The organism is Streptomyces sp. NPDC005303 (assembly GCF_040607335.1).
Lineage (GTDB): Bacteria > Actinomycetota > Actinomycetes > Streptomycetales > Streptomycetaceae > Streptomyces.
The window spans coordinates 97,556-120,895 of the sequence record NZ_JBEXGM010000003.1 but is presented as its reverse complement, the minus strand read 5'-3'; the positions used below and the strand labels follow the sequence as shown (position 1 = coordinate 120,895).

General features: G+C 70.5%; 20 protein-coding genes. 14 read left to right on the top strand and 6 right to left on the bottom strand.

Annotated features, from left to right (window positions below; genetic code table 11):
- The first annotated feature begins 46 nt into the window (after window positions 1-46).
- The 8 genes from ABZT93_RS06980 (at window position 47) to ABZT93_RS06945 (ending at window position 7,676) form a co-directional block, all read left to right on the top strand.
- On the top strand, window positions 47-418 hold the full coding sequence (locus ABZT93_RS06980) for an FKBP-type peptidyl-prolyl cis-trans isomerase (protein WP_007380855.1): 372 nt from the start codon (window positions 47-49) through the stop codon (window positions 416-418).
- A 188-nt stretch (window positions 419-606) separates the two neighbouring features.
- Window positions 607-1,560 (top strand): WYL domain-containing protein, encoded by a 954-nt coding sequence (locus ABZT93_RS06975; RefSeq protein ID WP_062230116.1) that lies wholly within the window; start codon window positions 607-609, stop codon window positions 1,558-1,560.
- 19 nt (window positions 1,561-1,579) lie between these two features.
- Window positions 1,580-2,644 (top strand): WYL domain-containing protein, encoded by a 1,065-nt coding sequence (locus tag ABZT93_RS06970; RefSeq protein WP_356100099.1) that lies wholly within the window; start codon window positions 1,580-1,582, stop codon window positions 2,642-2,644.
- Window positions 2,641-2,931 (top strand): hypothetical protein, encoded by a 291-nt coding sequence (locus ABZT93_RS06965; protein ID WP_280852532.1) that lies wholly within the window; start codon window positions 2,641-2,643, stop codon window positions 2,929-2,931. The genes ABZT93_RS06970 and ABZT93_RS06965 overlap by 4 nt, the downstream gene beginning before the upstream one ends.
- 19 nt (window positions 2,932-2,950) lie before the next feature.
- On the top strand, window positions 2,951-3,145 hold the full coding sequence (locus ABZT93_RS06960; RefSeq protein WP_356100096.1) for a hypothetical protein: 195 nt from the start codon (window positions 2,951-2,953) through the stop codon (window positions 3,143-3,145).
- Between the two features lie 258 nt (window positions 3,146-3,403).
- Window positions 3,404-3,694: a Sec-independent protein translocase subunit TatA gene (gene tatA, locus ABZT93_RS06955; protein ID WP_356100093.1), complete on the top strand. Its 291-nt coding sequence runs from the start codon at window positions 3,404-3,406 to the stop codon at window positions 3,692-3,694.
- A gap of 48 nt (window positions 3,695-3,742) precedes the next feature.
- Window positions 3,743-4,702 (top strand): twin-arginine translocase subunit TatC, encoded by a 960-nt coding sequence (gene tatC / locus ABZT93_RS06950; RefSeq protein WP_356100090.1) that lies wholly within the window; start codon window positions 3,743-3,745, stop codon window positions 4,700-4,702.
- Window positions 4,703-4,811: 109 nt separating this feature from the next.
- On the top strand, window positions 4,812-7,676 hold the full coding sequence (locus ABZT93_RS06945) for a DEAD/DEAH box helicase (RefSeq protein WP_356100086.1): 2,865 nt from the start codon (window positions 4,812-4,814) through the stop codon (window positions 7,674-7,676).
- 61 nt (window positions 7,677-7,737) lie between these two features.
- Here ABZT93_RS06945 and atzF read toward each other — a convergent pair whose 3' ends face one another.
- From atzF to ABZT93_RS06925, 4 genes are read right to left on the bottom strand one after another with little or no spacing between them, the layout of a single operon-like run.
- Entirely contained in the window at window positions 7,738-9,384 is a 1,647-nt protein-coding gene (atzF, locus tag ABZT93_RS06940; RefSeq protein ID WP_356100083.1) for an allophanate hydrolase, read from the bottom strand.
- A gap of 46 nt (window positions 9,385-9,430) precedes the next feature.
- Window positions 9,431-12,973, bottom strand: a complete 3,543-nt coding sequence (locus tag ABZT93_RS06935) for a 5-oxoprolinase/urea amidolyase family protein (protein ID WP_356100080.1) — start codon at window positions 12,971-12,973, stop codon at window positions 9,431-9,433.
- A complete protein-coding gene (locus ABZT93_RS06930; protein WP_356100078.1) occupies window positions 12,970-13,566 on the bottom strand; it encodes an urea amidolyase associated protein UAAP2 in 597 nt (198 codons plus the stop codon). The genes ABZT93_RS06935 and ABZT93_RS06930 overlap by 4 nt, the downstream gene beginning before the upstream one ends.
- The gene (locus tag ABZT93_RS06925; RefSeq protein WP_356100075.1) at window positions 13,563-14,387 is read right to left on the bottom strand and encodes an urea amidolyase associated protein UAAP1; all 825 of its coding nucleotides are present in this window, start codon (window positions 14,385-14,387) and stop codon (window positions 13,563-13,565) included. The genes ABZT93_RS06930 and ABZT93_RS06925 overlap by 4 nt, the downstream gene beginning before the upstream one ends.
- A 478-nt stretch (window positions 14,388-14,865) precedes the next feature.
- Between ABZT93_RS06925 and ABZT93_RS06920 the strand changes: the two genes are divergently transcribed.
- The 6 genes from ABZT93_RS06920 to ABZT93_RS06895 all read left to right on the top strand — a co-directional run bounded on the left by ABZT93_RS06920 (window position 14,866) and on the right by ABZT93_RS06895 (window position 20,478).
- On the top strand, window positions 14,866-15,579 hold the full coding sequence (locus ABZT93_RS06920) for a helix-turn-helix domain-containing protein (RefSeq protein ID WP_356100072.1): 714 nt from the start codon (window positions 14,866-14,868) through the stop codon (window positions 15,577-15,579).
- A gap of 249 nt (window positions 15,580-15,828) precedes the next feature.
- Window positions 15,829-17,418, top strand: coding sequence for an ATP-binding protein (locus ABZT93_RS06915; protein ID WP_356100069.1), 1,590 nt, complete (start codon window positions 15,829-15,831; stop codon window positions 17,416-17,418).
- Window positions 17,415-17,822, top strand: coding sequence for a roadblock/LC7 domain-containing protein (locus ABZT93_RS06910; RefSeq protein WP_007380839.1), 408 nt, complete (start codon window positions 17,415-17,417; stop codon window positions 17,820-17,822). The genes ABZT93_RS06915 and ABZT93_RS06910 overlap by 4 nt, the downstream gene beginning before the upstream one ends.
- The gene (locus tag ABZT93_RS06905; RefSeq protein WP_020117698.1) at window positions 17,819-18,241 is read left to right on the top strand and encodes a DUF742 domain-containing protein; all 423 of its coding nucleotides are present in this window, start codon (window positions 17,819-17,821) and stop codon (window positions 18,239-18,241) included. Before ABZT93_RS06910 ends, ABZT93_RS06905 begins: the two co-directional genes overlap by 4 nt.
- Window positions 18,222-18,842 (top strand): ATP/GTP-binding protein, encoded by a 621-nt coding sequence (locus tag ABZT93_RS06900; protein WP_356100066.1) that lies wholly within the window; start codon window positions 18,222-18,224, stop codon window positions 18,840-18,842. The genes ABZT93_RS06905 and ABZT93_RS06900 overlap by 20 nt, the downstream gene beginning before the upstream one ends.
- 166 nt (window positions 18,843-19,008) lie before the next feature.
- On the top strand, window positions 19,009-20,478 hold the full coding sequence (locus ABZT93_RS06895) for a cytochrome P450 (RefSeq protein WP_356100063.1): 1,470 nt from the start codon (window positions 19,009-19,011) through the stop codon (window positions 20,476-20,478).
- A 15-nt stretch (window positions 20,479-20,493) separates the two neighbouring features.
- Here the strand turns inward: ABZT93_RS06895 and ABZT93_RS06890 are convergent, their stop codons facing one another.
- On the bottom strand, window positions 20,494-21,438 hold the full coding sequence (locus tag ABZT93_RS06890) for an RluA family pseudouridine synthase (RefSeq protein ID WP_356100060.1): 945 nt from the start codon (window positions 21,436-21,438) through the stop codon (window positions 20,494-20,496).
- Between the two features lie 94 nt (window positions 21,439-21,532).
- On the bottom strand, window positions 21,533-22,657 hold the full coding sequence (locus ABZT93_RS06885) for a hypothetical protein (RefSeq protein ID WP_356100057.1): 1,125 nt from the start codon (window positions 22,655-22,657) through the stop codon (window positions 21,533-21,535).
- Window positions 22,658-23,340: the final 683 nt, after the last annotated feature.

The window sequence follows — 23,340 nt, the reverse complement described above, 5'->3', positions numbered from 1 at the left end:
AGACTGGACCCTGTTGCCTTTCCGTGAACAAGCAGGAGCGAGTGACGTGAGCATCGACAAGCCCGAGATCGACTTCCCTGAGGGCGCGCCCCCGGCGGACCTGGAGATCAAGGACATCTGGGAGGGCGACGGCGAGGTTGCGCAGGCCGGCCAGACCGTCACCGTCCACTACGTGGGCGTCTCCTTCAGCACCGGCGAGGAGTTCGACGCCAGCTGGAACCGTGGTCAGCCGTTCCGCTTCCCGCTGGGTGGCGGCCGGGTCATCAAGGGCTGGGACCAGGGCGTGCAGGGCATGAAGGTCGGCGGCCGTCGCCAGCTGACCATCCCGGCCCACCTCGCCTACGGCAATCAGAGCCCGACTCCGGCGATCAAGCCCGGGGAGACCCTGATCTTCGTGGTCGACCTCCTCGGCGTCTGATCGTCGTACCGGAGTCGCCGGAGACGCCGTAAATGATCGCGTCGCGGTCGGATCGCCGTATGACATCCGACCGGACCTGATCGACCAGGGCCCATGCCTGTCCGGGCATGGGCCCTCGGCTTTTGCCTTGCTCCTTCGGGGCGGTACGGTCAACGTCCGTAAGCACCATAGGGAGGCGAAGGGCGTCGATGGCCATTGCCAAGGCCGAGCGGCTGATGAACCTGGCGCTGTGTCTGCTCGGGACGCGACGGCCGCTGAGCAAGCGTGAGCTCCGGGAGTCCATCGAGGCCTACCTGGAAGCCAATTCCGACGACTCCTTCAACCGGATGTTCGAGCGCGACAAGGACGATCTGCGCGAACTCGGGCTCGTGATCGAGACCGTTGAGAACCTCGACGGCGAAGTCGGATATCTGGCCCGCCGGGACAGCAACCGGCTGCCGCCCATCACGCTCGACGCCGAGGAGGCCGCCGCCCTGGGCCTGGCCGCCAAGGTGTGGCAGCAGGCCAGGCTCGCCGGTGCGGCCAGTGGCGCGCTGCAGAAACTGCGCGCGGCGGGGCTGCCCGAGGACGTCGACCCGTACGAGGCGCACGGCGCGCTGGAGCCGCGCATCCCGGTGCACGAGGCCTCCTTCGAGCCGCTGATGCTCGCCTGCCGCGACCGCCGCCCGGTCGTCTTCGACTACCGCAAGGCCACCGCCGCCCGCCCCGAGCCGCGCCATGTCGAGCCGTGGGCGCTGGAGTGCTGGCGCGGCCACTGGTACCTGGCCGGATTCGACCGGGACCGCGGTGCCGAGAGGGTCTTCCGGCTCTCCCGGATCACCGGCAAGGTGCGCTCGCGCGGGGCGCGGTTCACGGCCCCGGTCCCTGACGTCGTCACCGTCCGCGAGACGGTGGCGGGCTGGGCGGGGGAGACCGCCGACCGGAGCGCGTTGATCCGGCTGCGCACGGGCGCCGGGTACCCCTTGCGGGCGAAGGCCACCTCGGTGCGGGAACTGGGCGACGGCTGGGACGAGTTGGAGATTCCGTACGGCCATGGCCTGGACGCCTGGCTGGTGGAGTTCGGTCCGGACGTGGTGGTCCTGGAGCCCGCCGAGCTGCGGGCCGACGTGGTGGACCGGCTGCGTGCCGTGGCCAAGGGCTGAGGGGGAGCGGAAGAGAACTGTGGCAGGCAAACCGGTCAGGCCCACGAACGCGATCGACCAGACCCGGCGGATGCTCTCGCTGGTGACCTATCTGAAGGAGCGCCCCGGAGCACGGGTCGAGGACGTGGCCCGCGCCTTCGGGATCACCGAGGACGAGCTGGTCTCCGACCTCGATGTGCTGCCCATGTGCGGCACCAGCTTCCGCGGCGGCGATCTGCTCGACATCGACACCGACGGCGAGCGGATCTGGTGGCACAACCCCGCCGCGCTCGGCGAGGAGACGGCCGACCCGCTGCGGCTCGCCGCCGACGAGGCGACCGCGCTGCTGGTGGCCGCCCGCGCGGTCTCCACGCTGCCCGGTCTCAGGGAGGGTGACCGGCAGGCGCTGCTGCGGGCCACCGCCAAGGTGGAGACCGCGGCCGGTGAGGCCGCCGGTGCCAGCGCGCGGCTGTCGGTGACCTTCGAGTCGGAGGGCGGCGTCTTCGCGGACGTCGACCGGGCCATCGCCGAGCGCCGGCGCCTGTGGATCCGCTACTACTCACCCGCCCGTGACGAGCTCACCGAGCGTGAGATCGATCCGATCCGCCTGGTCAGCGTCGGCCACACCTACGTCGAGGCCTGGTGCCGCCGCTCCGAGGCGCGGCGCACCTTCCGGCTCGACCGGGTCGCCGAGATCAAGATCCTCGACGAGCCGTCCGCGCCGCCCGAGGTGGAGCTCAGGGACCTGTCGGAGGGGCTGGTGCAGCCCGCGGCCGAGGACCCCGAGGTGGTCGTGGAGGTCGGCCCCGGCGGCCGCTGGGTCGCCGAGTACTACCCGCACGACAGTGCGGATGAGCTTTCCGACGGCGGGCTGCGTATTACTCTCCGCACCCCCGACCCGGCATCGCTGCGCAGGCTGGCGCTCCGGCTCGGCCGTGACGGCCGCATCGTCTCGCCCCGCGACCTGGCCGACAGCGCCCGCGAGGCGGCCCGCGAGGCCCTGGCGGCCTACGACGGGGTGGAGGCGCTGGGCGCGCAGGGGGCGGGCGCGGGGCGCGAGGGGCAGGACGACGGTCGGTACGACAGGCAGGAGCAGGGGCTTTGAGCGAGTCGGCGACGTCCGGTGCGGGCATCACGGTGGCTGCCGCCTTCGCGGGGATGAGAAGCGCGGCTCCGGTGACCTTCAAGGCGGGCTGCCCGGACTGCCGGGAGCGGTTCGAGCTGGCCGCCAGCGCCTTTCGCCTCGCCATCGGCGCGACCAGCCGCACCACCTTCTACTCCTTCACCTGCCCCGAGTGCGGCGCGGCCGTCCGCAAGCCCGCCGGTGAGCGGATCGTGGAGCTGCTGACCGGCGGCGGGGTGCGGACGCTGCGGCTGCACTCCACCCTTTAGACCCTCTAGGCTCGGTGTCATGTTCTGGCCGATGTTCGCGGTAGCTGTGGGTTTCGTGAGTCTCGTCGTTCTCGGTGTGCTCGCCGTCCGGGTCTTCCTGGAGGCCCAGCGCCTGGGGCGGCAGGTCACGGAGTCCGCCCACCGCATCAACCGGGCCGCGGAGGACCTGGAGCGAGCGGCGGTGAGCACGGCCCGTTCTGTGGACTCACTGTGAGTACGGCTGAGAGTTGGGTGTGAGTCGAGCGGCGGATGCGTTTTGGGCCACTTCGCCCTGTCACCGTGCCCGGGTCGGCAGGTACGCTGCTGGTCGCGGTCCGGATAACGAGGCTCGGCCGCGAACCGGGAGTACGCACAGGGATTGCCAGGCGTTCACCCCTGAGCGTTACGATCGCTGTCAGCACGACTGATCGGACACATGTCCGACCGGTCGGACAGCACCCCACAAGCCGCCTCGGTGAGAAGGTAAAGACTTATGTTCGGAAGGCTCGGCGCCCCCGAGATCATTCTCATCCTCGTCGTCATCGTCCTGCTGTTCGGCGCGAAGAAGCTTCCCGACATGGCGCGCTCGCTCGGCAAGTCCGCTCGCATCCTCAAGAGCGAGGCCAAGGCGATGAAGGAAGAGGGCGGCAGCAACACGGCCACCCCGGCCGGCCCGCCCAGCACCGACGAGCAGAACACGGCTCAGCGCACCATCCAGGCCGCCCCCGGCGACGTGTCGAGCTCGCGCCCGGTCACCGAGCCGACGGACACGACCAAGCGCTGACGCGGGGCCGGTGATCACCGGCCCGCCCGCACGAGATGGGAACGTGGGTTGCTCAAGTCTGCCCGCAAAGAGGAGAGGGATCCCGAGGGGCGGATGCCTCTCGCGGATCACCTTCGTGAGCTCCGCAACCGGCTCGCGAAGGCCTTGCTGGCCATCGTCATCGTGACGGTCGTCGCCGCCTTCTTCTACAACGACATCATCAACTTCCTGACGAAGCCGATCCTGGACTCGATCGGGTGCAGCAAGAGCTTCGAGGAACTCGCCAAGGCGTCGTCGGACGACTCCGCCCAGAAGTGCGCCCGGATCACCATCAACGGCCTGCTGGCGCCGTTCACGCTGGCCCTCCAGGTCTCACTGACGGCGGGTATCGTCCTGGCCTCGCCGATCTGGCTGTACCAGCTCTGGGCATTCGTCGCCCCCGGTCTGCACCGGCACGAGAAGAAGTACGCGTACGCGTTCGTCTTCACCGGCGCCCCGCTGTTCATGGGTGGCGCCTACTTCGCGTACTCGGTGCTCCCCACCACCGCGAAAGTCCTGATCGACTTCACGCCGAGCGGCAGCATCGACAACCTGCTGCCACTCGATGATCTTCTGCAGCTCGTCACGCGCATGGTGATCGTCTTCGGTCTCTCGTTCGAGCTGCCCCTGCTGCTGGTCATGCTCAATCTCACCGGCATGATCACCGGCAAGCGGATGCTCGGCTGGTGGCGGGGCATGATCATGGGCATCACCGTGTTCGCAGCGGTCGCGACCCCGAGCACGGACCCGCTGAGCATGCTCGCGCTGGCCGGCCCGATCTGGGTGCTGTACTTCTTCGCCGTGCTCTTCTCCCTGCTCAACGACCGGCGCAAGCGCCGCCGCGAGGCCGAGGGGCCCGACGACGACGAGGCCTCCGACCTGGACCTCACGCCCGAGGACATCGGCGAGGTCGAGACCGTCTCCGCGAGCCGGGCGCTGCCCGAGCAGCCGGCCACGGATCGGGTCAACGGGTACGACGACGTGACCTGACGAAACGCGCTGAGAGCGGCTGGGTGCCCCCGTCCGGTGGGACGGGGGCACCCTTTGGTCTGTGCGCACACGGTCCGGGAGCGGATTCGTCCGGTGAGGGTTCTGGATAATGATCGTCCTGTTGTCAGTGGGGCCCGGTACGCTCGAAAGCACGATGACAGAGGACCTCTCACCGGCCGAGCGGTACGCGGCAGCCCGCCTGCGGGCAGCCGAGCAGGCCACCGCGCTCGCGGGCTTCCGCGAGATGTACGACTTCGGTCTCGACCCCTTCCAGATCGAGGCCTGCAAGGCTCTCGAAGCCGGCAAGGGCGTGCTGGTGGCCGCCCCCACCGGCTCCGGCAAGACGATCGTCGGCGAGTTCGCCGTCCACCTCGCCCTCCAGCAGGGCAAGAAGTGCTTCTACACGACCCCCATCAAGGCGCTGTCCAACCAGAAGTACGCGGACCTGAGCCGTCGGTACGGCGCGGACAAGGTCGGCCTGCTCACCGGCGACAACAGCGTCAACTCCGACGCCCCCGTGGTCGTGATGACCACCGAGGTGCTGCGGAACATGCTGTACGCGGGCTCGCAGACCCTCCTGGGCCTCGGATACGTGGTCATGGACGAGGTGCACTACCTCTCCGACCGCTTCCGGGGCGCCGTATGGGAAGAGGTGATCATCCACCTTCCCGAATCGGTGACCCTGGTGTCGTTGTCGGCGACCGTGTCCAACGCCGAGGAGTTCGGCGACTGGCTCGACACCGTCCGCGGCGACACCCAGGTGATCGTCTCCGAGCACCGGCCCGTCCCGCTGTTCCAGCACGTGCTCGCCGGGCGGCGGATGTACGACCTGTTCGAGGAGGGCGAGGGCAACAAGAAGGCCGTCAACCCCGACCTCGCGCGGCTGGCCCGGATGGAGGCCCAGCGGCCGTCGTACCAGGACCGCAGACGCGGCCGGGCGATGCGCGAGGCCGACCGGGAGCGCGAGCGGCGGCAGCGGTCCAAAGTGTGGACACCGAGCCGGCCCGAGGTCATCGAGCGGCTCGACGCCGAGGGACTGCTGCCCGCGATCACGTTCATCTTCAGCCGCGCCGCCTGTGAGGCGGCCGTACAGCAGTGCCTGTACGCGGGGCTGCGGCTGAACGACGACGAGGCGCGCGGCAAGGTGCGCGCCCTCGTCGAGGAGCGCACGGCGTCGATCCCCACCGAGGACCTGCATGTCCTCGGGTACTACGAGTGGCTGGAGGGCCTGGAGCGCGGTATAGCGGCCCACCACGCGGGCATGCTGCCGACCTTCAAGGAGGTCGTCGAGGAGCTGTTCGTACGCGGGCTGGTCAAGGCCGTGTTCGCGACCGAGACGCTCGCGCTGGGCATCAACATGCCCGCGCGTTCGGTGGTGCTGGAGAAGCTCGTCAAGTGGAACGGCGAACAGCACGCCGACATCACTCCCGGCGAGTACACCCAGCTGACAGGGCGTGCGGGGCGGCGCGGCATCGACGTCGAGGGCCACGCGGTGGTGCTGTGGCAGCGCGGCAGCAGCCCCGAGCACCTCGCGGGACTCGCGGGCACGCGCACGTACCCGCTGCGCTCCAGCTTCAAGCCGTCGTACAACATGGCGGTCAACCTGGTGGAGCAGTTCGGGCGGCACCGCTCGCGCGAGCTCCTGGAGACGTCGTTCGCGCAGTTCCAGGCCGACAAGTCGGTCGTCGGGATCTCCCGGCAGGTGCAGCGCAACGAGGAGGGGCTCGACGGCTACAAGGCCTCCATGACCTGCCACCTCGGCGACTTCGAGGAGTACGCGCGGCTGCGCCGCGAGCTCAAGGACCGCGAGACGGAGCTGGCCCGGCAGGGCGTCGCCCAGCGGCGGGCCGAGGCGGCCGTGGCGCTGGAGAAGCTCAAGCCCGGCGACGTCATCCATGTGCCGACGGGCAAGTACGCCGGTCTCGCGCTCGTGCTGGACCCCGGCCTGCCCGCCGGGCGGTCCAACGGCCACCGGGGCTTCGAGCACCACGACGGCCCCCGGCCGCTGGTGCTGACCGCCGAGCGGCAGGTCAAGCGGCTCGCGTCGATGGACTTCCCGGTGCCGGTCGAGGCGTTGGAGCGGATGCGGATCCCGAAGACCTTCAACCCGCGCTCGCCGCAGTCCCGTCGGGACCTGGCGTCCGCGCTGCGCACCAAGGCCGGGCACATTCCGCCGGAGCGGGCGCGCAAGCAGCGGTCGCAGGCCGCCGACGACCGCGAGATCGCACGGCTGCGGACGGCGATCCGGGCGCACCCCTGCCACGGGTGCAACGACCGCGAGGACCACGCCCGTTGGGCCGAGCGCTACCACCGGCTGCTGCGCGACACCTCGCAGCTGGAGCGGCGCATCGAGGGACGCACGAACACCATCGCGCGGACCTTCGACCGGATCGTGGCACTGCTGACCGAGCTGGACTACCTGCGCGGCAACGAGGTCACCGAGCACGGCAAGCGGCTGGCCCGGTTGTACGGCGAGCTCGATCTGCTGGCCAGTGAGTGCCTGCGGGAAGGGGTCTGGGAGGGGCTCGCCCCCGCCGAACTGGCCGCGTGCGTGTCGGCGTTGGTGTACGAGTCCCGGGTGGGCGACGACGCCATGGCGCCCAAGGTGCCGTCCGGGAAGGCCAAGGCCGCCCTCGGTGAGACGGTGCGGATCTGGGGGCGGCTGGACGCCCTGGAGGAGGACTTCCGGATCAACCAGACTGAGGGGGTGGGCCAGCGCGAGCCCGACCTCGGGTTCGCCTGGGCTGCCTATATGTGGGCTTCCGGCAAGGGGCTCGACGAGGTCCTTCGGGAGGCGGAGATGCCGGCCGGGGACTTCGTGCGGTGGTGCAAGCAGGTCATCGACGTGCTGGGGCAGATCTCGGCCGCGGCTCCCGTGTCGGGGGGCGACGGATCTTCCTCCGTCGCGAAGAACGCGCGGAAGGCCGTTGATCTGCTGCTGCGGGGGGTTGTGGCCTACTCGTCGGTGGGGTGACCGTTCGGGGGCGGGCCAGGGGCGACTGCGGCTGGCCGCCCCGCCCCCTGAGTGGTTCGACCTACTCGGCGTTCAGATAGGACCGCCAGCCTCCGTGTGCCGTGATGTCCGCCGCGTCCACGAGGGCGGACGGCTCACAGAGAAAACCGGGGACCTGGCCGCCGTCCGCCAGCTGCACCCTGCCCAAGGTCATCGGGCGGGGGAGAGCCGTCAGGAGGCGGCCCAGGCCCTCCGCCGGCAGCCGCCACACCTCCGCCTCGATCTCCGCGCCGCCCTCGCCGACGTGGACCAGGCCCGGCTTCGGCGGGTCGGTCCGCAGGGCGTGCAGGCGGTAGACCGGTGCCGTCGTGGTCGTACGGTCCAGACGGGCGCCCAGAGCGAGGAGTTGGGGGTTCAACGGCTGGCCCGTCAGGTGGGCGCCCACCACCGCGAGACGCGTCTCCGGCTGGAGCAGGCTCGCGATCCTCGCCAAGCGCTCGTCGGTGTGCGCCGGGCCGATCAGCATCACGCCGAACGGCAGGCCGTTGACCTCACCGGCCGGGACGGCGGCCGCGGCCAGGTCGAAGAGGTTCGTGGAGTTGGTGAAACGGCCCAGGCGGGCGTTGGCGCCCAGGGGGTCGGCGGCGACCTCGGCGAGGGTGGGGTGACCCGGGGTGGTCGGCAGCAACAGGGCGTCCGCGTCGGCCAGTTCGGCCAGCGCCCGGGTGCGGAGCTCGGCCAGGCGGTCCATGTCCGCGTAGAGCTGGTGGGCCGGGAGGTCGCGGGCCCGGGTGATGATGGCGGCCACCGTGGGATCGAGGGAGCCGTCGCGCGCTTCTGTCGCCTTGTCGACAAAGACCCCCACTGCTGTGTAGCGCTCGGCCACGAACGCGCCCTCGTAGAGCATCGCCGCCGCCTCCGTGAAGGGCGTGAGGTCCAGTTCGCGGACTGTCGCGCCCGCCGCCGCGAGCTGCTCCACCGCCTCCTCGTACGCCTCGGCCCAGCCCTCGTCCAGTTCGCCGAGCTGCTCGCGCGCCGGGACCGCGATCCGCCAGGGGCCGGGCCGGCGCCCGGGGAGGGACGGGGCGGTGCCGGTCGTCATGTGGGACAGCGCCTGCTCGGCCTCCGGGAGGGTGCGGGCGAACACCGTCACGCAGTCGATCGAGGCACAGGCCGGGACGACCCCGGCCGTGGGGACCAGGCCGCGGGTGGGCTTGAGGCCGACGATGCCGTTGAAGGCGGCCGGCACCCGGCCCGAGCCCGCCGTGTCGGTGCCGAGGGCGAAGTCGACGATGCCCAGTGCCACGGCGACCGCCGACCCGGAGCTGGAACCGCCGCTCACCCTCGCGGGGTCGTACGCGTTGCGGACCGCCCCGTGCGGGGAGCGGGTGCCGACCAGGCCCGTCGCGAACTGGTCCAGGTTCGTTGTGCCGAGCACGATCGCGCCCGCCGCGCGGAGACCGGCGACCACCGGGGCATCGGCGCCCGGACGGTAGGCGTACGACGGACAGCCCGCGGTGGTGGGCAGGCCGGCCACGTCGATGTTGCCCTTGGCGGCGAACAGGCGGCCCGCGAGGGGGAGCCGCTCACCTCGGGCGAGCCGTTCGTCGATCGCGCGGGCCTCCCGTTCGACCTCCTCCCGGGGGCGCAGGTCGATCCAGATCTCGGGGCGGTCCACGGCCTCGACGCGGTCGTAGGCGGCCCGGACCCGGGTGACGGTGCTGGACATGGCTCGTTCCTCTTTCACTGTGCGGGCGTTTCGCTGGGCGGGCGCTTCACTGTGCGGGCGGGGCCAGGACGAGGAGTGCCGTTCCCGCCTCCACCTGGTCGCCCGGCCTGGCCAGGATCTCCGCGACCACGCCGGCCGTCGGCGCGTGCACCCTGGACTCCATCTTCATCGCCTCCAGGGCCAGGAGCGGCTGCCCGACCGTCACCTCGTCACCCGGCTCCACGTTCAACTGCCAGACGGAAGCGGCGAATTCGGCTTCGATCAAGCGGCCGCCCGGAGGGACCGCGATGTCGGTGGGGGCGACGGCCGGCGCGGCCGCCGACTCGGCCCGCGCGAACTCGCCCGCAGCTTCCCAGGCGTCCCGCTCCGCGGCGAAGGCCGTCTGCTGACGCGCCCTGAACTCCGCTATGGGCTCGGCGTGTTCGGCAAGAAAGGCCTGGTACTCGGCGAGCGAGAAGGTGCCCTCCTCGATACGGGGCACGAAACGGCCGGACGTGATGTCGGCTCGCAGCTCCAGGAGTTCGTCCGCGTCCACCGGATACCACTTGATGCGGTCGAAGAAGCGCAGCAGCCAGGGCGAGCCCGCCTCGAACGCGCCGCGCTGCTGCCAGGGCGACCACACCTGGGTCGTACGGCCGACGAACTGGTAGCCGCCGGGGCCCTCCATGCCGTAGACGCACAGGTACGCCCCGCCGATGCCGACGGAGTTCTCGGCCGTCCAGGTGCGCGCCGGGTTGTACTTCGTGGTCACCAGGCGGTGGCGCGGGTCCAGCGGGGTTGCCACCGGGGCGCCGAGGTAGACGTCGCCCAGGCCCAGGACGAGGTACTCCGCCTCGAAGACCGTGCGGTAGACGTCGTCCACCGAGGCCAGGCCGTTGACGCGGCGGATGAACTCGATGTTCCACGGGCACCAGGGCGCGTCGTCGCGCACGCCCGCCATGTAGCGGGCGATCGCCTCGCGCGTCGCCGGGTCGTCCCAGGAGAGCGGGAGATGGACCGTGCGGGAGGGCACCACCAGCTGGTCGGACGGAGGAAGGGAGGCGGTGATCTCCCTTACGGTGGCGAGGAGTTCGTGCTGGGGCAGCCGATTCGGGTCCGTCCGGATCTGGAGGGAGCGGATGCCGGGGGTGAGGTCGGTGATGCCGTCCGGGCCCTGCTCGGCCACCGCCTCCATGAGGGCGTGGACGCGCATGCGCAACGCCAGATCCAGCTGCATGGGGCCGAATTCGACCAGCAGGTTGTCGTCGCCGCTGCGGCGGTACGTGACATCGCCGTCGCGGGCGAGGATGCCGCCGTCCACGATCGCCGGGCGCGCCGAGCCGTCCGTGTTCACCGGCACGAAGCGGACCGTGTCACCGGGGCGCAACTGGCCCAGCTTCCAGCGCTCGGTGCTGATGACGGTCGCCGGGCACACGAACCCGCCGAGCGAGGGCCCGTCCGGACCCAGCAGCACCGGCATGTCGCCCGTGTAGTCGACCGCGCCGACCGAGTACGGGGTGTCGTGGATGTTGGACGGGTGCAGGCCGGCCTCACCGCCGTCGGCGCGGGCCCAGCGGGGCTTGGGGCCGACCAGGCGTACGCCGGTGCGGGCCGAGTTGAAGTGGACCTTCCAGTCGGCGGCGTAGAAGTCGCGGATGTCGTCCTCGGTGAAGAACTCCGGGGCGGCGTGCGGGCCTTCTACGGCGGCGATGTGCCAGGTGGAGGTGTATGAGGGGGCGTGGGAGGGGGTGGCTGCGGAGGTCTCGGAGAGGTGTGCCGATACGGCCGTCCCCTCGCCCTGCCGTCCGCCGTGCAACACATCGCCCGTGCGCAGAGCTCGTCCGCCGTGTCCGCCGAAGCGGCCCAGGGTGAAGGTGCTCGCGCTGCCGAGGAAGACCGGGACGTCGAGGCCGCCCGCGAACAGGACGTATGTGCGCAGCCCGTGTTCGGTGGGTGCGCCGACCTCCAGGACCCCGCCCGCGGGCACGGTCACCGGCTCCCACTGCGCCACGGGCGAGCCGTCGACCGTGACCGGGGCCGGAGCACCCGTCACGCAGACGGTCGTGGGGTGGGTGAACCGCAACGACGGCCCCTGCAGGGTGCATTCGAGACCGGGGGCGTTTTCCGGGTTGCCCAGTGCCTGGTTGCCGAGCCGGAAGGAGCGGTCGTCCATCGGGCCGCTCGGCGGAACGCCGACCTGCCAGTAGCCGGTGCGGCCCGGCCAGTCCTGGACCGTGGTGAGGGTCCCGGCGGTCACGACCTCGATGCGCGGGGTGGGGTCCTGGACGCCGGAGAGGGTCGCGGTGGAGTGGGCGGCCGTCCTGAAGTCGGTGTCGGCCAGCGCGGCCCGGACCAGGCCCAGGTTGGTCTCGATGCCGTCGACGCGGGTGCGTTCGAGGGCTTCGTCCAGCCGCCGGAGCGCATGGGCGCGGTCCGGACCGTACGCGATGATCTTCGCGAGCATCGGGTCGTACGAGGTGGTCACCTCGGTGCCGGTCTCCACCCAGCCGTCGACGCGCACCCCGGTGGGGAACTCGACCCGCGTCAACAGGCCGGCGCTGGGCCGGTGTTCGCGTGAGGGGTCCTCGGCGTAGACGCGGGCCTCGACGGCGTGGCCGCGCGGGGGGCCCGGTTCGCGTACGACGTCCCGCTCGCCCCGGGCCAGGCGGAGCATCCAGGCGACCAGGTCGACGCCGTAGATCTCCTCCGTGACCGGATGTTCCACCTGGAGACGGGTGTTGACCTCGAGGAAGTAGGCCTCCTCGCGGGCGGCGTCGTAGACGAACTCGACGGTTCCCGCGGAGCGGTAGCCGACGGAGGCGCACAAATCGCGTGCGCTGTCGGTGAGTCGAGCGCGGATGCGTGCGGGCAGGCCCGGTGCGGGTGCCTCCTCCAGGACCTTCTGGTTGCGGCGCTGGAGGGAGCAGTCACGGTCGCCGAAGGTGACGACGGTGCCCTCGCCGTCGCCGAATACCTGCACCTCGACGTGGCGGGCGTGTTCGACGAGCCGTTCCAGGAAGACGCCGGCGGAGGAGAAGGAGGCGGCGGCGACGCGCTGCACCCGGTCCCAGGCGTCGGTCAGTTCGTCGGCGGAGCGGCACGCCGACATGCCGATGCCGCCGCCACCGCCGGTGGCCTTGAGCATGACGGGATAGCCGATGGTTCCCGCGGCGTCGAGGGCCTCGTCGAGACCGGCCAGCAGGCCCGTCCCGGGCGCCAGCGGCACGCCCGCCGCCTCCGCCGCGGCCCGTGCGGTGTGTTTCGCGCCGAACAGTTCCAGCTGCTCGGGTGTCGGGCCCACGAAAACGATCCCCGCGTCCTCGCAGCGGCGGGCGAAGGCGGCGTCCTCGGACAGGAATCCGTAGCCGGGGTGGATGGCGCCCGCGCCCGAGTCCTTGGCGGCCTTCAGCACCAGGTCGGCGTCGAGGTACGACTCCTTCGCGGGCGCCGGGCCGAGGCGTACGGCGTGGTCGGCGAGCCGGACGTGGGGGGCTGCCCGGTCGGCGTCCGAGTACACCGCGACGGTACGCAGGCCCAGTTCGCGGGCGGTGCGGATGATCCGGACCGCTATCTCGCCCCGGTTGGCGACGAGGAGGGTGTCGAAGGTCATTCGGCGGCACCGATCGTCATCTGCACGGGCGTCGGGTCGAAGCCGTTGCAGGGGTTGTTGATCTGGGGGCAGTTGGAGACCAGGACGAGGACGTCCCGCTCGGCGCGCAGTGTCAGGGACAGGCCCGGGGCGGAGATGCCGTCGACGATGCCCAGGGTGCCGTCCTTCTCGACCGGTACGTTCATGTACCAGTTGATGTTGGAGACGAGGTCGCGCTTGCCGAGGCCGTGCTTCGCGCCCTCGGCGAGGAAGTTGTCCACGCACGCGTGCTGCGACCAGGTGTGATGGCCGTAGCGCAGGGTGTTCGACTCCTTGGAGCAGGCGCCGCCGACCGTGTCGTGGCGGCCCACGTCGTCGGCGGTGACCGCCATCAGGGGGGTGTGCTCGTTGGACATCAGCACGCTGCCCGTGGTGAGGAAGATGCCGCCCTGCGCCTGGATGGTGTCGGGGGCGCTGTAGCGGACCGACGTGTCGTGGGCGTCGTAGACGAGGAAGTCGACGGCCTGGTTGCCGTGCAGGTCGGTGATGGTGAGCGTCTCGCCCTCGCGGATGACGCGGGACCAGGCGGAGCGGGCCGGAACCACGGTCTTCATGCGCGTCCCTTCGAGGCGAGGAATTCGGCGGTGTTGAGGAAGGCGCGGCGGCCTTCGGGGGTGGCGTCCCAGAGGGGGTCGCCGGCGCGGGTGGGTTCGGCGCGCCAGGCGAGGACCTCCAGGGAGGTGCTGACGTAGGCGGGGCGGGGGTCGGCGGGGTGCGGGACGTTCGCGATCAGGACCGTCACGTCCTGTTCGGCGCGCAGGGTGACGGCGGCGCCGGGGCCCGCCGAGCCGGTGAAGTCGAGGGTGCCGTCCTCGCGGATCCGGACGCCCTGGAAGAAGGAGAGGGAGGGCGGGAGGTCGCGGGGTTCGAGGCCGTTCTTCGCGGCCGCCAGCTTGAGGAGCTCGCGGCCTGCGGGGGAGGGGCCCTGGGGGGTGCCGTCGCCGTAGCGCTCGGTGTTGCGGACCAGGGTGGAGGTGCCGCACAGGGCGTCGTGGCGACCGGAGGTGTCGGCGACGACGCTCGCGAGGACGCGGCCCTGGTCGGACAGGAGGAGTTGGCCCTCACCGAGGTAGGCGTTCCACTGGACCTTGACCGTGTCGGCGACGTTCAGCCGCTCCCAGGGGCGGTCCACCGCGTACAGGAGGAGGTGGGCGCAGGCGTCGCCGTGGAGGTCGGTGAGGCGGAGTTCGGTGCCGCTGGCGAGGACGCGGTGGGTGTAGTTGCCGCCCGCGACGGTCTCCGCCCACACCAGGGGGCCCGCCGCGGCAGGCGGGTCCGGCCAGTCGCGGGCCGGGACGACGGGCATGGCCTCGGCGCGGGTGCCCTCCTGGGCACGGGCGTGCTCTCGGGCTCCGTATGTGGTCTCAGTGGCCATGGCGGACCTCCGGCTCCGGGGGTGTTTCTGTCGCTTGACAGAAATTAGGGGCGGGGTAGGTCGGGGGGATTGCCCGGGTGTTGCCGGGGGGTTACCGGGCGCTCACGCTCACGGGGGTGTCGTGGGGTGTGGGTGGTCGGGGTGGGGGGAGCGGCCGGATGGCTTGGGTGTGGGGTGGTCGCGGCGATGTGGGGGAGTCGGATGGCTCGGGTGTGGGGTGCTCGGGGGTGCGGGGCGAGTCGGATGGCTCGGGTGTGGGGCGGTCGGGGGTGCGGGCGGAGTCGGATGGCTCGGGTGTGGGGTGGTCGCGGCGGTGGGGGGAGTTGGATGACTTGGGTTTGGGGGGAGCCGTACGGTGACTCGGCTCGGTGCCCCGCCCAGGAGTGCACCGGTGCGGAAGGCGGACGTGCCGGCGGTGTGCCCGCGGTGTGACGGTCGCCCGAGGCCGTCCCGGACCCCGTGTGCGAGGATCGAACGCATGGGTACGACAGGTGGGGCGGCGGAGTCCGGGCGGCGGGTCGGCAGGCCGCGGGCCGATCGGCGGCCGGACAGCGGGCTTGCGCCACGTGAGGAACTCCTCGTCGCCGCGGCCGAGTTGTTCACATCCCTCGGCTACGCAGCCACCAGTACCCGGGCCGTCGCCGAGCGCGCGGGCATGCGGCAGGCGTCCATGTACCACTACGTCTCCGGCAAGGAGGAGCTCCTCGCCGAGCTTCTGGAGTCCACGGTCACGCCCTCGCTGGCGTACGCCCGTGAGCTGCTCGCGGACGACAGGCTCCCGGCCGAGGACCGGCTGTGGGAGCTGTGCCGTGCGGACGTCGAGGTGCTGTGCGGTGGCACGCACAACCTTGGCGGGCTCTATCTGCTGCCCGAGGTGCGCGCCGAGCGGTTCGCCGGATTCCACGCCGTGCGGGCCGAACTCAAGGACGCCTACCGGCAGTTGCTCGCCGCGACGGCCGCGGGAGGCGCCCTCGCCAAGGGTGAGCTCGACCTGCGCACGGACCTGCTGTTCGGACTGATCGAGGGCGTGATCCTCGTCCACCGCTCCGACCCCGAGCGACCCGTCTCCGTCTTCGCGGAGGCCACCGCGGACGCGGCTCTGCGCATCGCCGGAATCCAGGTCCGGCACCCGGCCGGAGCCCCGGTCCGGCACCTCGCCGGAATCCGGGTCCGGCACACCACCGGAAGCTGACCTTCACTCGCCGCGGTGAGTGATTCTCGTACGCCCGCACGCCGTCACTCCCCGCGTTCGATTGAAGCCGGAGCGTGTAAATGGGCCGAGGTTACTCCAGTCGCAATGCCCGTTTCAGGCGCTTGCTGAATATGACACGGCGATGATCCGGTCGGACTAAGCTCGCCCGCAGCGCACCGAGTTGATGTGTATTCGTGCGCTTGTTCCCTATATGTGCGACTCCCCGTCGATACGTCTCAGAGGGCCCACATGGTGAGTGTTCAATCCCCCCCAGGACGCCGTGAACTGCCGTATGCGCGCGTGCTGTTGCTCCCCGCCATAGTCATGGCCGCGGTGACCGGGGCCGGCGTCGCACTGGTGCAGCAGCCCGCCAGGGTCGCTGTCGGCTGGTGCGGTGCCGTCGCCACGCTGCTGGTGATCGCGGTGGCGGCCGAAGCCGTCCGGCGTGGTCGTGAACTGCGTGAGCAGCGACTCGAGCACCTCCGCCAGACGGCTCATCTGAAGCAGCGCATCGCCGACCACGACCAGGACCTGGTCCGGTTCGCCACGGAGATCGCGCCCACCGCGCTGGACTGGCTGCGCCGCGGAAGTTCCCCCGGAGAGGTGATTCGCCAACTCGGCGACATCGACCCCGCGTGGGCGGACCTCCCCGACGCGCAGATCCGGCTCCTCAAGACGGTGCTCACCATCGTCGACACCGAGGAGATCATGCGTGACGCCGCGCAGCGCTCCTTCGTGAACATCGCCCGGCGCGTGCAGGCCATTGTCCACCAGCAGGCCAACGAACTGCGGGAGATGGAGGAGGACCACGGCCGCAACCCCGAGGTCTTCGACGACCTCCTGCGCATCGACCACGGCACCGCGCTGATCGGCCGACTCGCCGACTCCATCTCCGTCCTCGGCGGTGGCCGCCCCGGCCGCCAGTGGCCCGAGCCCGTAGCGCTGTACAGCGTGCTGCGCGGCGCCATGTCGCGGATCCTGGAGTACCGGCGCATCGACCTCTCCTCGATCGCCAAGGTCAACGTCAAGGGCACCGCCGTCGAGCCGGTCATCCACGCCGCGGCCGAACTCCTCGACAACGCCACCCGGTACTCCCCGCCCCAGAGCAAGGTGCACGTCACCGCCACCGAGGTGCAGACCGGCGTCTGCATCGAGATCGAGGACGCCGGCGTCAGCCTCAGCGAGGAGGCCCGGCTGCGGGCCGAGGGCATGCTGGAGCGGGCCAAGGCCGGCGTGGACCTCCAGGACCTCGGCGAGTCGCCGCGCCTCGGCCTCGCCGTCGTGGGCCGGCTCTGCCAGGCGTACGACATGCAGGTCTCCCTGCGTGCCTCCGCGTACGGCGGTGTCCGCGCCATCCTCGTCGTACCCAGCGACATGCTCACCGACGAGCCCGGCGTCGGACTCGCCCACGGCATCGGCGCCACCGCCGTACCCAAGGCCGAACTCGGCGCGCTGCCCGGACCCAAGCGCACGATCAAGAAGCGCCGCCCCACCAGCCCCAAGTTCACGACGCCGGTGTCCATCGAGGACGACGTCCCCGAGGTCACCGAGTGGACGGCCAACGGGCTGCCGCAGCGCCGCAGCCGGGTCAAGACCTCACTCACCCAGCGCTACGCCGAGCAGGCGGAGATCGAACGCGCCGAGCGGGAAGGCCGCCCGACCATCTGGTCGACGGCCGCGCGTGAGCCGGAGCCCGAGCCGAAGCCGGACGACACCCCGCCGGGCCTGTGGGTCCAGGCGTTCATGGACGGCCTCAAGCGCCCCACCGCTTCCACAGCCAGTCAGCCGACCGACGAACCGGCCCGTACCGAGGCCGAAGACGAGGGGAACCTCAAGTGATCCAGCAGCGAGGCAACTTCGACTGGATGCTCCAGGACCTCGCCAAAGGCGTACCGGGCATCCAGATGATCGTGGTGCTCTCCGCCGACGGCCTGCGCATCGCCCGGCACGGCGGCGACCCGGACACCGCCGACCGCGTCGCCGCCGCCTGTGCGGGCCTGCAGAGCCTGGCGGGTGCCGTCGCCGGGGAGATCCCGGGCAGCGACGGCAAGATGAAGATGGTCCTGATCGAGATCCACGGCGGCTACTTCTACCTGATGGCCGCCGGCCCCAACGCCTATCTCGCGGTGCTCTCGGACATCATCACCGAACCCGGCCACATGAGCGCCCGCATGAGCGATCTGGTCGTCCGTATCGGCGCGCACCTCACCAGTCCGCCCCGCCGCAACGGGCAGACCGTATGACTCCTCCACAACGCCGACGGCGATTCCCCAAGGCCAGTCCGGAACCGGCACCGCAACCCCCGCAGGAGGGCCAGGACCCACCCGAGGGACCGAAGAAGAACCCCGAGCGGCTGTACGTCATCACCGGCCCCGACGGAACCGAGCGCTCGGAACTCGACCTGGTCACCTTAATCGTGGCGCACGCCGACCCACCGCCCTCCGCCACGCCCGAGCAGGCGGCGCTGCTCAGGCTCTGCACGGCCCCCCTGTCCGTGGCCGAGCTGTCCGCCTACCTCAGCCTGCCGTTCAGCGTGGTGACCGTCCTGCTCACCGAGCTGCTGACGGCCGAACTGGTGACGGCGCGCGCCCCTGTGATCCGTCAGGCGCTGGCCGACCGTTCCCTCCTCGAAGCGGTGATGCATGGACTTCAAAGGCTCTGACACCATCCCCGGTCCGCGAACAGAGGACCACCTCCCCCAGACCGCCCAGGCCGCGGTGAAGATCGTCATCGTCGGCGGCTTCGGCGTCGGCAAGACGACCATGGTCGGCTCGGTCAGCGAGATCAAACCGCTGACCACCGAGGAGACCATGACCCAGGCCGGCATCGGGGTCGACGACAACTACGGCTCCGAGACCAAGACGGCCACCACCGTGGCCATGGACTTCGGCCGCATCAGCATCACCGACCAGCTGGTCCTCTATCTCTTCGGCACCCCGGGCCAGGAGCGCTTCTGGTTCCTGTGGAACGGCCTGTTCGAAGGAGCGCTCGGCGCGGTGGTCCTGGTGGACACCCGACGCCTCGAAGTCAGCTTCGACGTCATGGACCGCCTGGAGGAACGGGGCGTGCCGTTCGTCGTCGCCGTCAACACCTTCCCCGACGGCCCCCGCCACCCCCTCGACGACCTGCGTACCGCGCTCGACCTCAGCGAGGAAATCCCCATCGTCGAGTGCGACGCGCGGCGACGGGCGTCCAGCCGGGACGTGCTGATGACCTTGTTGCAGTTCCTTCATTCGCTGGCGGTGGAGAGGGCTCCTGTGTGAGCCGAGGTCCGGCACAGCCGTACCAGGGCTCCTGTGTGAGCCGAGGTCCGGCACAGCCGTACTGCCACAGACCTCTCCCACGCTCCCGGCTTCGCTCGAACCGCTCGGCCGGGGCCGCACATGACTTCCCTATGACCAGATCGACCTCAGCTCCGGAGCGACCATCGTGACGCCTGAACCCTTTACCCCGGCCGGTACGTACGACCCCGCGGGCGCCCCGCCCCCCGGCTGCCCCGCGCACGGCATCGGCGTCGGCGGACTGCGTCGGCTGTACGGCCCGGGGGCGGAGGACCTGGGCGCCGTGTACGAGGAGCTCCGCGCCGAGCACGGAACCGTGGCTCCCGCGCTGCTCCACGACGACGTGCCGATCTGGGTCGTGCTCGGCCACAGCGAGAACATGCACATGGTGCGCACGCCCTCGCACTACAGCCGTGACACCCGGCTGTGGACTCCCATGCAGGACGGCACGGTCAAGCCGACGCACCCGATGATGCCGCATCTCGCCTGGCAGCCCCTCTGCTCCCACGCCGAGGGCGACGAGCACCTGCGGTTGCGCGGCGCGGTCAACGGCGCCATCTCGACCATCGACCACCGGGGTGTCCGCCGGCACATCAACCGAGCGACCCAGCACCTGGTCAACAGGTTCTGCGAGAAGGGCAGGGCCGATCTGGTCAGCCAGTTCGCCGAGCGCCTGCCGATGATGGTGATGTGCCAGATCTTCGGCATGCCCGACGAGTACAACGACCGGATCGTGGCGGCCGCCCGCGACCTGCCGAAGGGCACAGAGACGGCCATCGAGAGCAACGCGTACATCATGGATGTCCTCACACGGCTCACGGTCCGCCGCCGGGCGGCACCCGAGGACGACTTCACGAGCCATCTCATCAACCACCCGGCACGGCTCACCGACGAGGAGATCAGCCAGCACCTGCGCCTGATCCTGATCGTCGCGTACGAGAGCACCGCCAACCTTCTCGCCAACGTACTGCGGGTGGTGCTCACCGACCCGCGCTTCCGGGCCCAGCTCAACGGCGGCCAGATGACGGTGCCCCAGGCGGTGGAGCAGTCCATGTGGGACGAGCCGCCGTTCAGCGCCGTCCTGGGCTACTTCGCCAAGCAGGACGCCGAGTTGGGCGGCCAGCGCATCCGTAAGGGCGACGGGCTCCTCATGGGTATCGCACCGGGTAACGTCGACCCGCGGGTCCGCCCCGACGCCACGGCCAACATGCAGGGCAACCGCTCCCACCTCGCCTTCAGCGGCGGCCCTCACGAGTGCCCGGGGCAGGACATCGGCCGTGCCATCGCCGATGTCGGTGTCGACGCGCTGCTGACCAGGCTCCCCGACGCGGAACTCGCCTGCGACGAGGACGAGCTGGAGTGGCAGGAGACCATCTCCAACCGGCATCTGGTGGCGCTGCCGGTGAAGTTCGTGCCCAAGCCCCAGCAGGACGTCACGGCGCGGCCGGCGCACCGGATGCCGTCGCAACGCTCCACCGACTGGCAGGTCAGCACGCCACTGCCGCAGGCAGCTGCTCCGGAGCCCAGCGTGTCGGTCACCGTCACCGCACCCACGCCCGAACCGATCCAGCGGCCCGGTGTCCTTCAGCGCCTGCTGCGCTGGTGGCGTGGCGAGTGAGCCGACGACACCGGGTCACCCGGTCGCCCACTCCTCGTACGACGACCAGGCCCGCAGCACGCGTGGGCTGACGAACCGGTGCTCGCGCCCCGTCACCGGATCGGTGAATTCCAGTACCCGCGACAGCAGTTGGAGCGGGCGGCGGAAGTCGTTGGCCTCGACGGCGGCCGTGACCACCGGATAGAGGGGATCGCCGAGGATCGGCACCCCCAGAGAGCTCATATGCACCCTCAGTTGGTGTGTCTGCCCGGTACCCGGCGTGAGCCGGTACCGGGCACGCTCGCCCCGGTGCTCCAGCAACTCGATCCGGCTGACGGCGTTGGGTTCCCCCTCGATCTCCTGGGCCGCCAGGACTCCGCGCTCCTTGACGATGCGGCTGCGCACGGTGCGGGGCAGGGGCAACGCCGGGTCGTACGGGGCCACGGCTTCGTACTCCTTCGCCACCCGTCTGTCCCGGAACAGGGATTGGTAGGCGCCGCGCTCCTCGGGCCGGACGGTGAACATCACCAGGCCGGCCGTCAGACGGTCCAGCCGGTGCGCGGCGCCCAGCGTGGGGAGGGCCAGCTCCCGGCGCAGCCGTGCCAGGGCCGTCTCGGCGACATGGCTGCCGCGCGGGGTGGTGGCGAGGAAGTGCGGTTTGTCGGCCACCACCAGGTGTTCGTCCCGGTAGATGACGTCGATCGGGAACGGGACCGGCTCCTCGGCGGGCAGTTCCCGGTGGAACCACACGAACATCCCCGCCGCGTACGTCGTGTCGCGCGTCACCGGACGTCCGGCGGCATCCACGATCTGCCCCGCCTCCAGCATCCCGTCGATCATCTCGGCCCCGGCCGCGAGCCGCGCCACGAGATGATCCCGCACGGTCACCCAGGTGTCACCGGGCGGCAGCCGCACCCGCACCGGATCGACCCCGTCGCGCTGCGGCAGGGGAGAGGGCGGAGGCGGAGTACGGCGTCTCATCACGATCAAGCGTACGACCGGGTCCTCAGGGACGAGGCCGTACCCGATCGGGTCACCCCCGGCGCTCAACCCCCGGCAGCTCCGGCGGTCGGACTCATGGGATCGCTTCCGCTCCGTTCCGGCCGGAGAACAGCGCGCTCCTGGTCCGCACGGCGGAGGCGCAGGCGAGGGCCAACCGCTGAAGATCCGCCACGTCGAAGTGCGCATCCCAGTGATCACGCAACCAGCCACGCACGACCGTCGAACTGTCCGCGTAGAGCCTGTCGAGTGCCGACCCGACGTTGACGGAGTCGGTCCGGTCCGTGCAGGTGCATCCGGCCCGGGAGAAGTACTCGGCCAGCCGGGGCGCGTACGTCCACTCCACACTCGGGCGAAGCCTCTTGCGCACGATCGTCTCGGTGCCGTCGTGCACCCGCTCCCGGCCCCCGCGTGCGTACAGGCATGTGCCCACCACGAAACCCGCGACAACACGTTGCCACTGCTCGCCACCGACAGCACAGGTGTGGCTGAGACAGACCTCCAGGATGTCCCAGAGCTGATTCCTGTCGGGCAGCCGGAGGACCAGATTGTTGCGGTTGCCGTTCTCGGTGTCGCGCCCCTGGTCGATCAGGTCATGAGCGAGCACGGCAACCATCGTGGTCTCGTCGACGATCTCCCGGAAACGCTCCGAGCGGTCGTCCTGGACGGTATAGATGTGCACCCCGATGTCCGCGCCCCTGATCCGGATGTACTCCTCGGGGCTGAAGAGGTCGGGCAGTTGGAGAATTCCGGTCAGGTTGTCGACGAGCTGGACGGCTCCGCACTCCATTTGTGCGGCGACCACGAGTTCGCCCTCGGTTCCGTGCCACCGCACACATTCCCGGGAGGCGGCCACCGCATCCCGCGCGAGCCGGCTTATCTCCTGCGCCTGTGGTGCCGTTCCCGCGTAGTACTCGCTGATTCCCGCCAGAATGCCCCACAGGAATGTGGCCCTGGCTTCCAGGGCACTGCTCGACTTGGGTGCGGTGCACAAAGCGGTGAAGAGACCCGCCATCTCCATCGCGAAGGAGTAGCGCGCGGTGTGGCCCACGGCTCGTCGGCACCACTGCTGGGCTCGGTCGACGGAGAGTTCCCCGCGCACGTCGATCAGGGGCGGACTCTCCGAGCTGCGCATCAGCCGGTCGCACGCGAGAGTCAACAACCCGCCCGTGTCCCTGCCGAGCAGCGTTTGCCAGTTCACCTGGCACTGCTCACGGCGCAGCAGGGCACGCACCGCCCGAAGGCCGGGGGACCGAACCGCATCGAGGTGCGAGCTGGGTGACCTCAGGACGGATCGACTGCCATTGGTGGTCTCCGCCTCGATCGCATGACAAAGCATTCCGGACAATGCCGTGGCATGAGAATCGGAGAGAAGGGAGTCGACCGAATTCCGCCACCGTGCGGTTTCGAGTATCGGCATGACCTGACCGGCGGGTCCGGGACTCAGGGCGCCCGTCAGGCCCGCCAGGTCACTCACCTGATGCTCCCTCTGCTCGGAGCCCGCCTCCCCTGGTGTGCAGGTGTTGGTGAATCATCTTGTGTGACGGAAGGCCGGAAAAGGGCCCCCTGCTGTACGTCCACGCGTAAGATATCGAGGACGAGCTAATACTCATCGTGCTGATCTCCCGTCGCGTATGCAGGACCTGGAAAGGGCCAGTCCTTCTCAGGTCCTTCGGCTTGGGTAGGACACGGAATCGGAAGGCGTTCCGGGGGACTCGGGACGCGCGGGGGCGCGGGTCACGGCCAGGGTGACGGGCGCCCGGCGAGGTGTGCGTGCCCGATCAGTGGAACGGCCCGGGTGACTCGCCTGGAGCAGAGCCATGCATGATGCCCTCCGGTGGCGGAGTCGACGAAGTCCATGAACTACGCGTTGTGTTCCATACG

Excerpts from the sequence above, each read along its gene's own strand:
- ABZT93_RS06975 (WP_062230116.1), top strand. The coding sequence starts at position 607 with ATGGCCATTGCCAAGGCCGAGCGGCTGATGAACCTGGCGCTGTGTCTG.
- ABZT93_RS06960 (WP_356100096.1), top strand. The coding sequence starts at position 2,951 with ATGTTCTGGCCGATGTTCGCGGTAGCTGTGGGTTTCGTGAGTCTCGTC.
- tatA (WP_356100093.1), top strand. The coding sequence starts at position 3,404 with ATGTTCGGAAGGCTCGGCGCCCCCGAGATCATTCTCATCCTCGTCGTC.
- ABZT93_RS06945 (WP_356100086.1), top strand. The coding sequence starts at position 4,812 with ATGATCGTCCTGTTGTCAGTGGGGCCCGGTACGCTCGAAAGCACGATG.
- atzF (WP_356100083.1), bottom strand. The coding sequence starts at position 9,384 with ATGTCCAGCACCGTCACCCGGGTCCGGGCCGCCTACGACCGCGTCGAG.
- ABZT93_RS06935 (WP_356100080.1), bottom strand. The coding sequence starts at position 12,973 with ATGACCTTCGACACCCTCCTCGTCGCCAACCGGGGCGAGATAGCGGTC.
- ABZT93_RS06930 (WP_356100078.1), bottom strand. The coding sequence starts at position 13,566 with ATGAAGACCGTGGTTCCGGCCCGCTCCGCCTGGTCCCGCGTCATCCGC.
- ABZT93_RS06925 (WP_356100075.1), bottom strand. The coding sequence starts at position 14,387 with ATGGCCACTGAGACCACATACGGAGCCCGAGAGCACGCCCGTGCCCAG.
- ABZT93_RS06920 (WP_356100072.1), top strand. The coding sequence starts at position 14,866 with ATGGGTACGACAGGTGGGGCGGCGGAGTCCGGGCGGCGGGTCGGCAGG.
- ABZT93_RS06915 (WP_356100069.1), top strand. The coding sequence starts at position 15,829 with ATGGTGAGTGTTCAATCCCCCCCAGGACGCCGTGAACTGCCGTATGCG.
- ABZT93_RS06905 (WP_020117698.1), top strand. The coding sequence starts at position 17,819 with ATGACTCCTCCACAACGCCGACGGCGATTCCCCAAGGCCAGTCCGGAA.
- ABZT93_RS06900 (WP_356100066.1), top strand. The coding sequence starts at position 18,222 with ATGGACTTCAAAGGCTCTGACACCATCCCCGGTCCGCGAACAGAGGAC.
- ABZT93_RS06890 (WP_356100060.1), bottom strand. The coding sequence starts at position 21,438 with ATGAGACGCCGTACTCCGCCTCCGCCCTCTCCCCTGCCGCAGCGCGAC.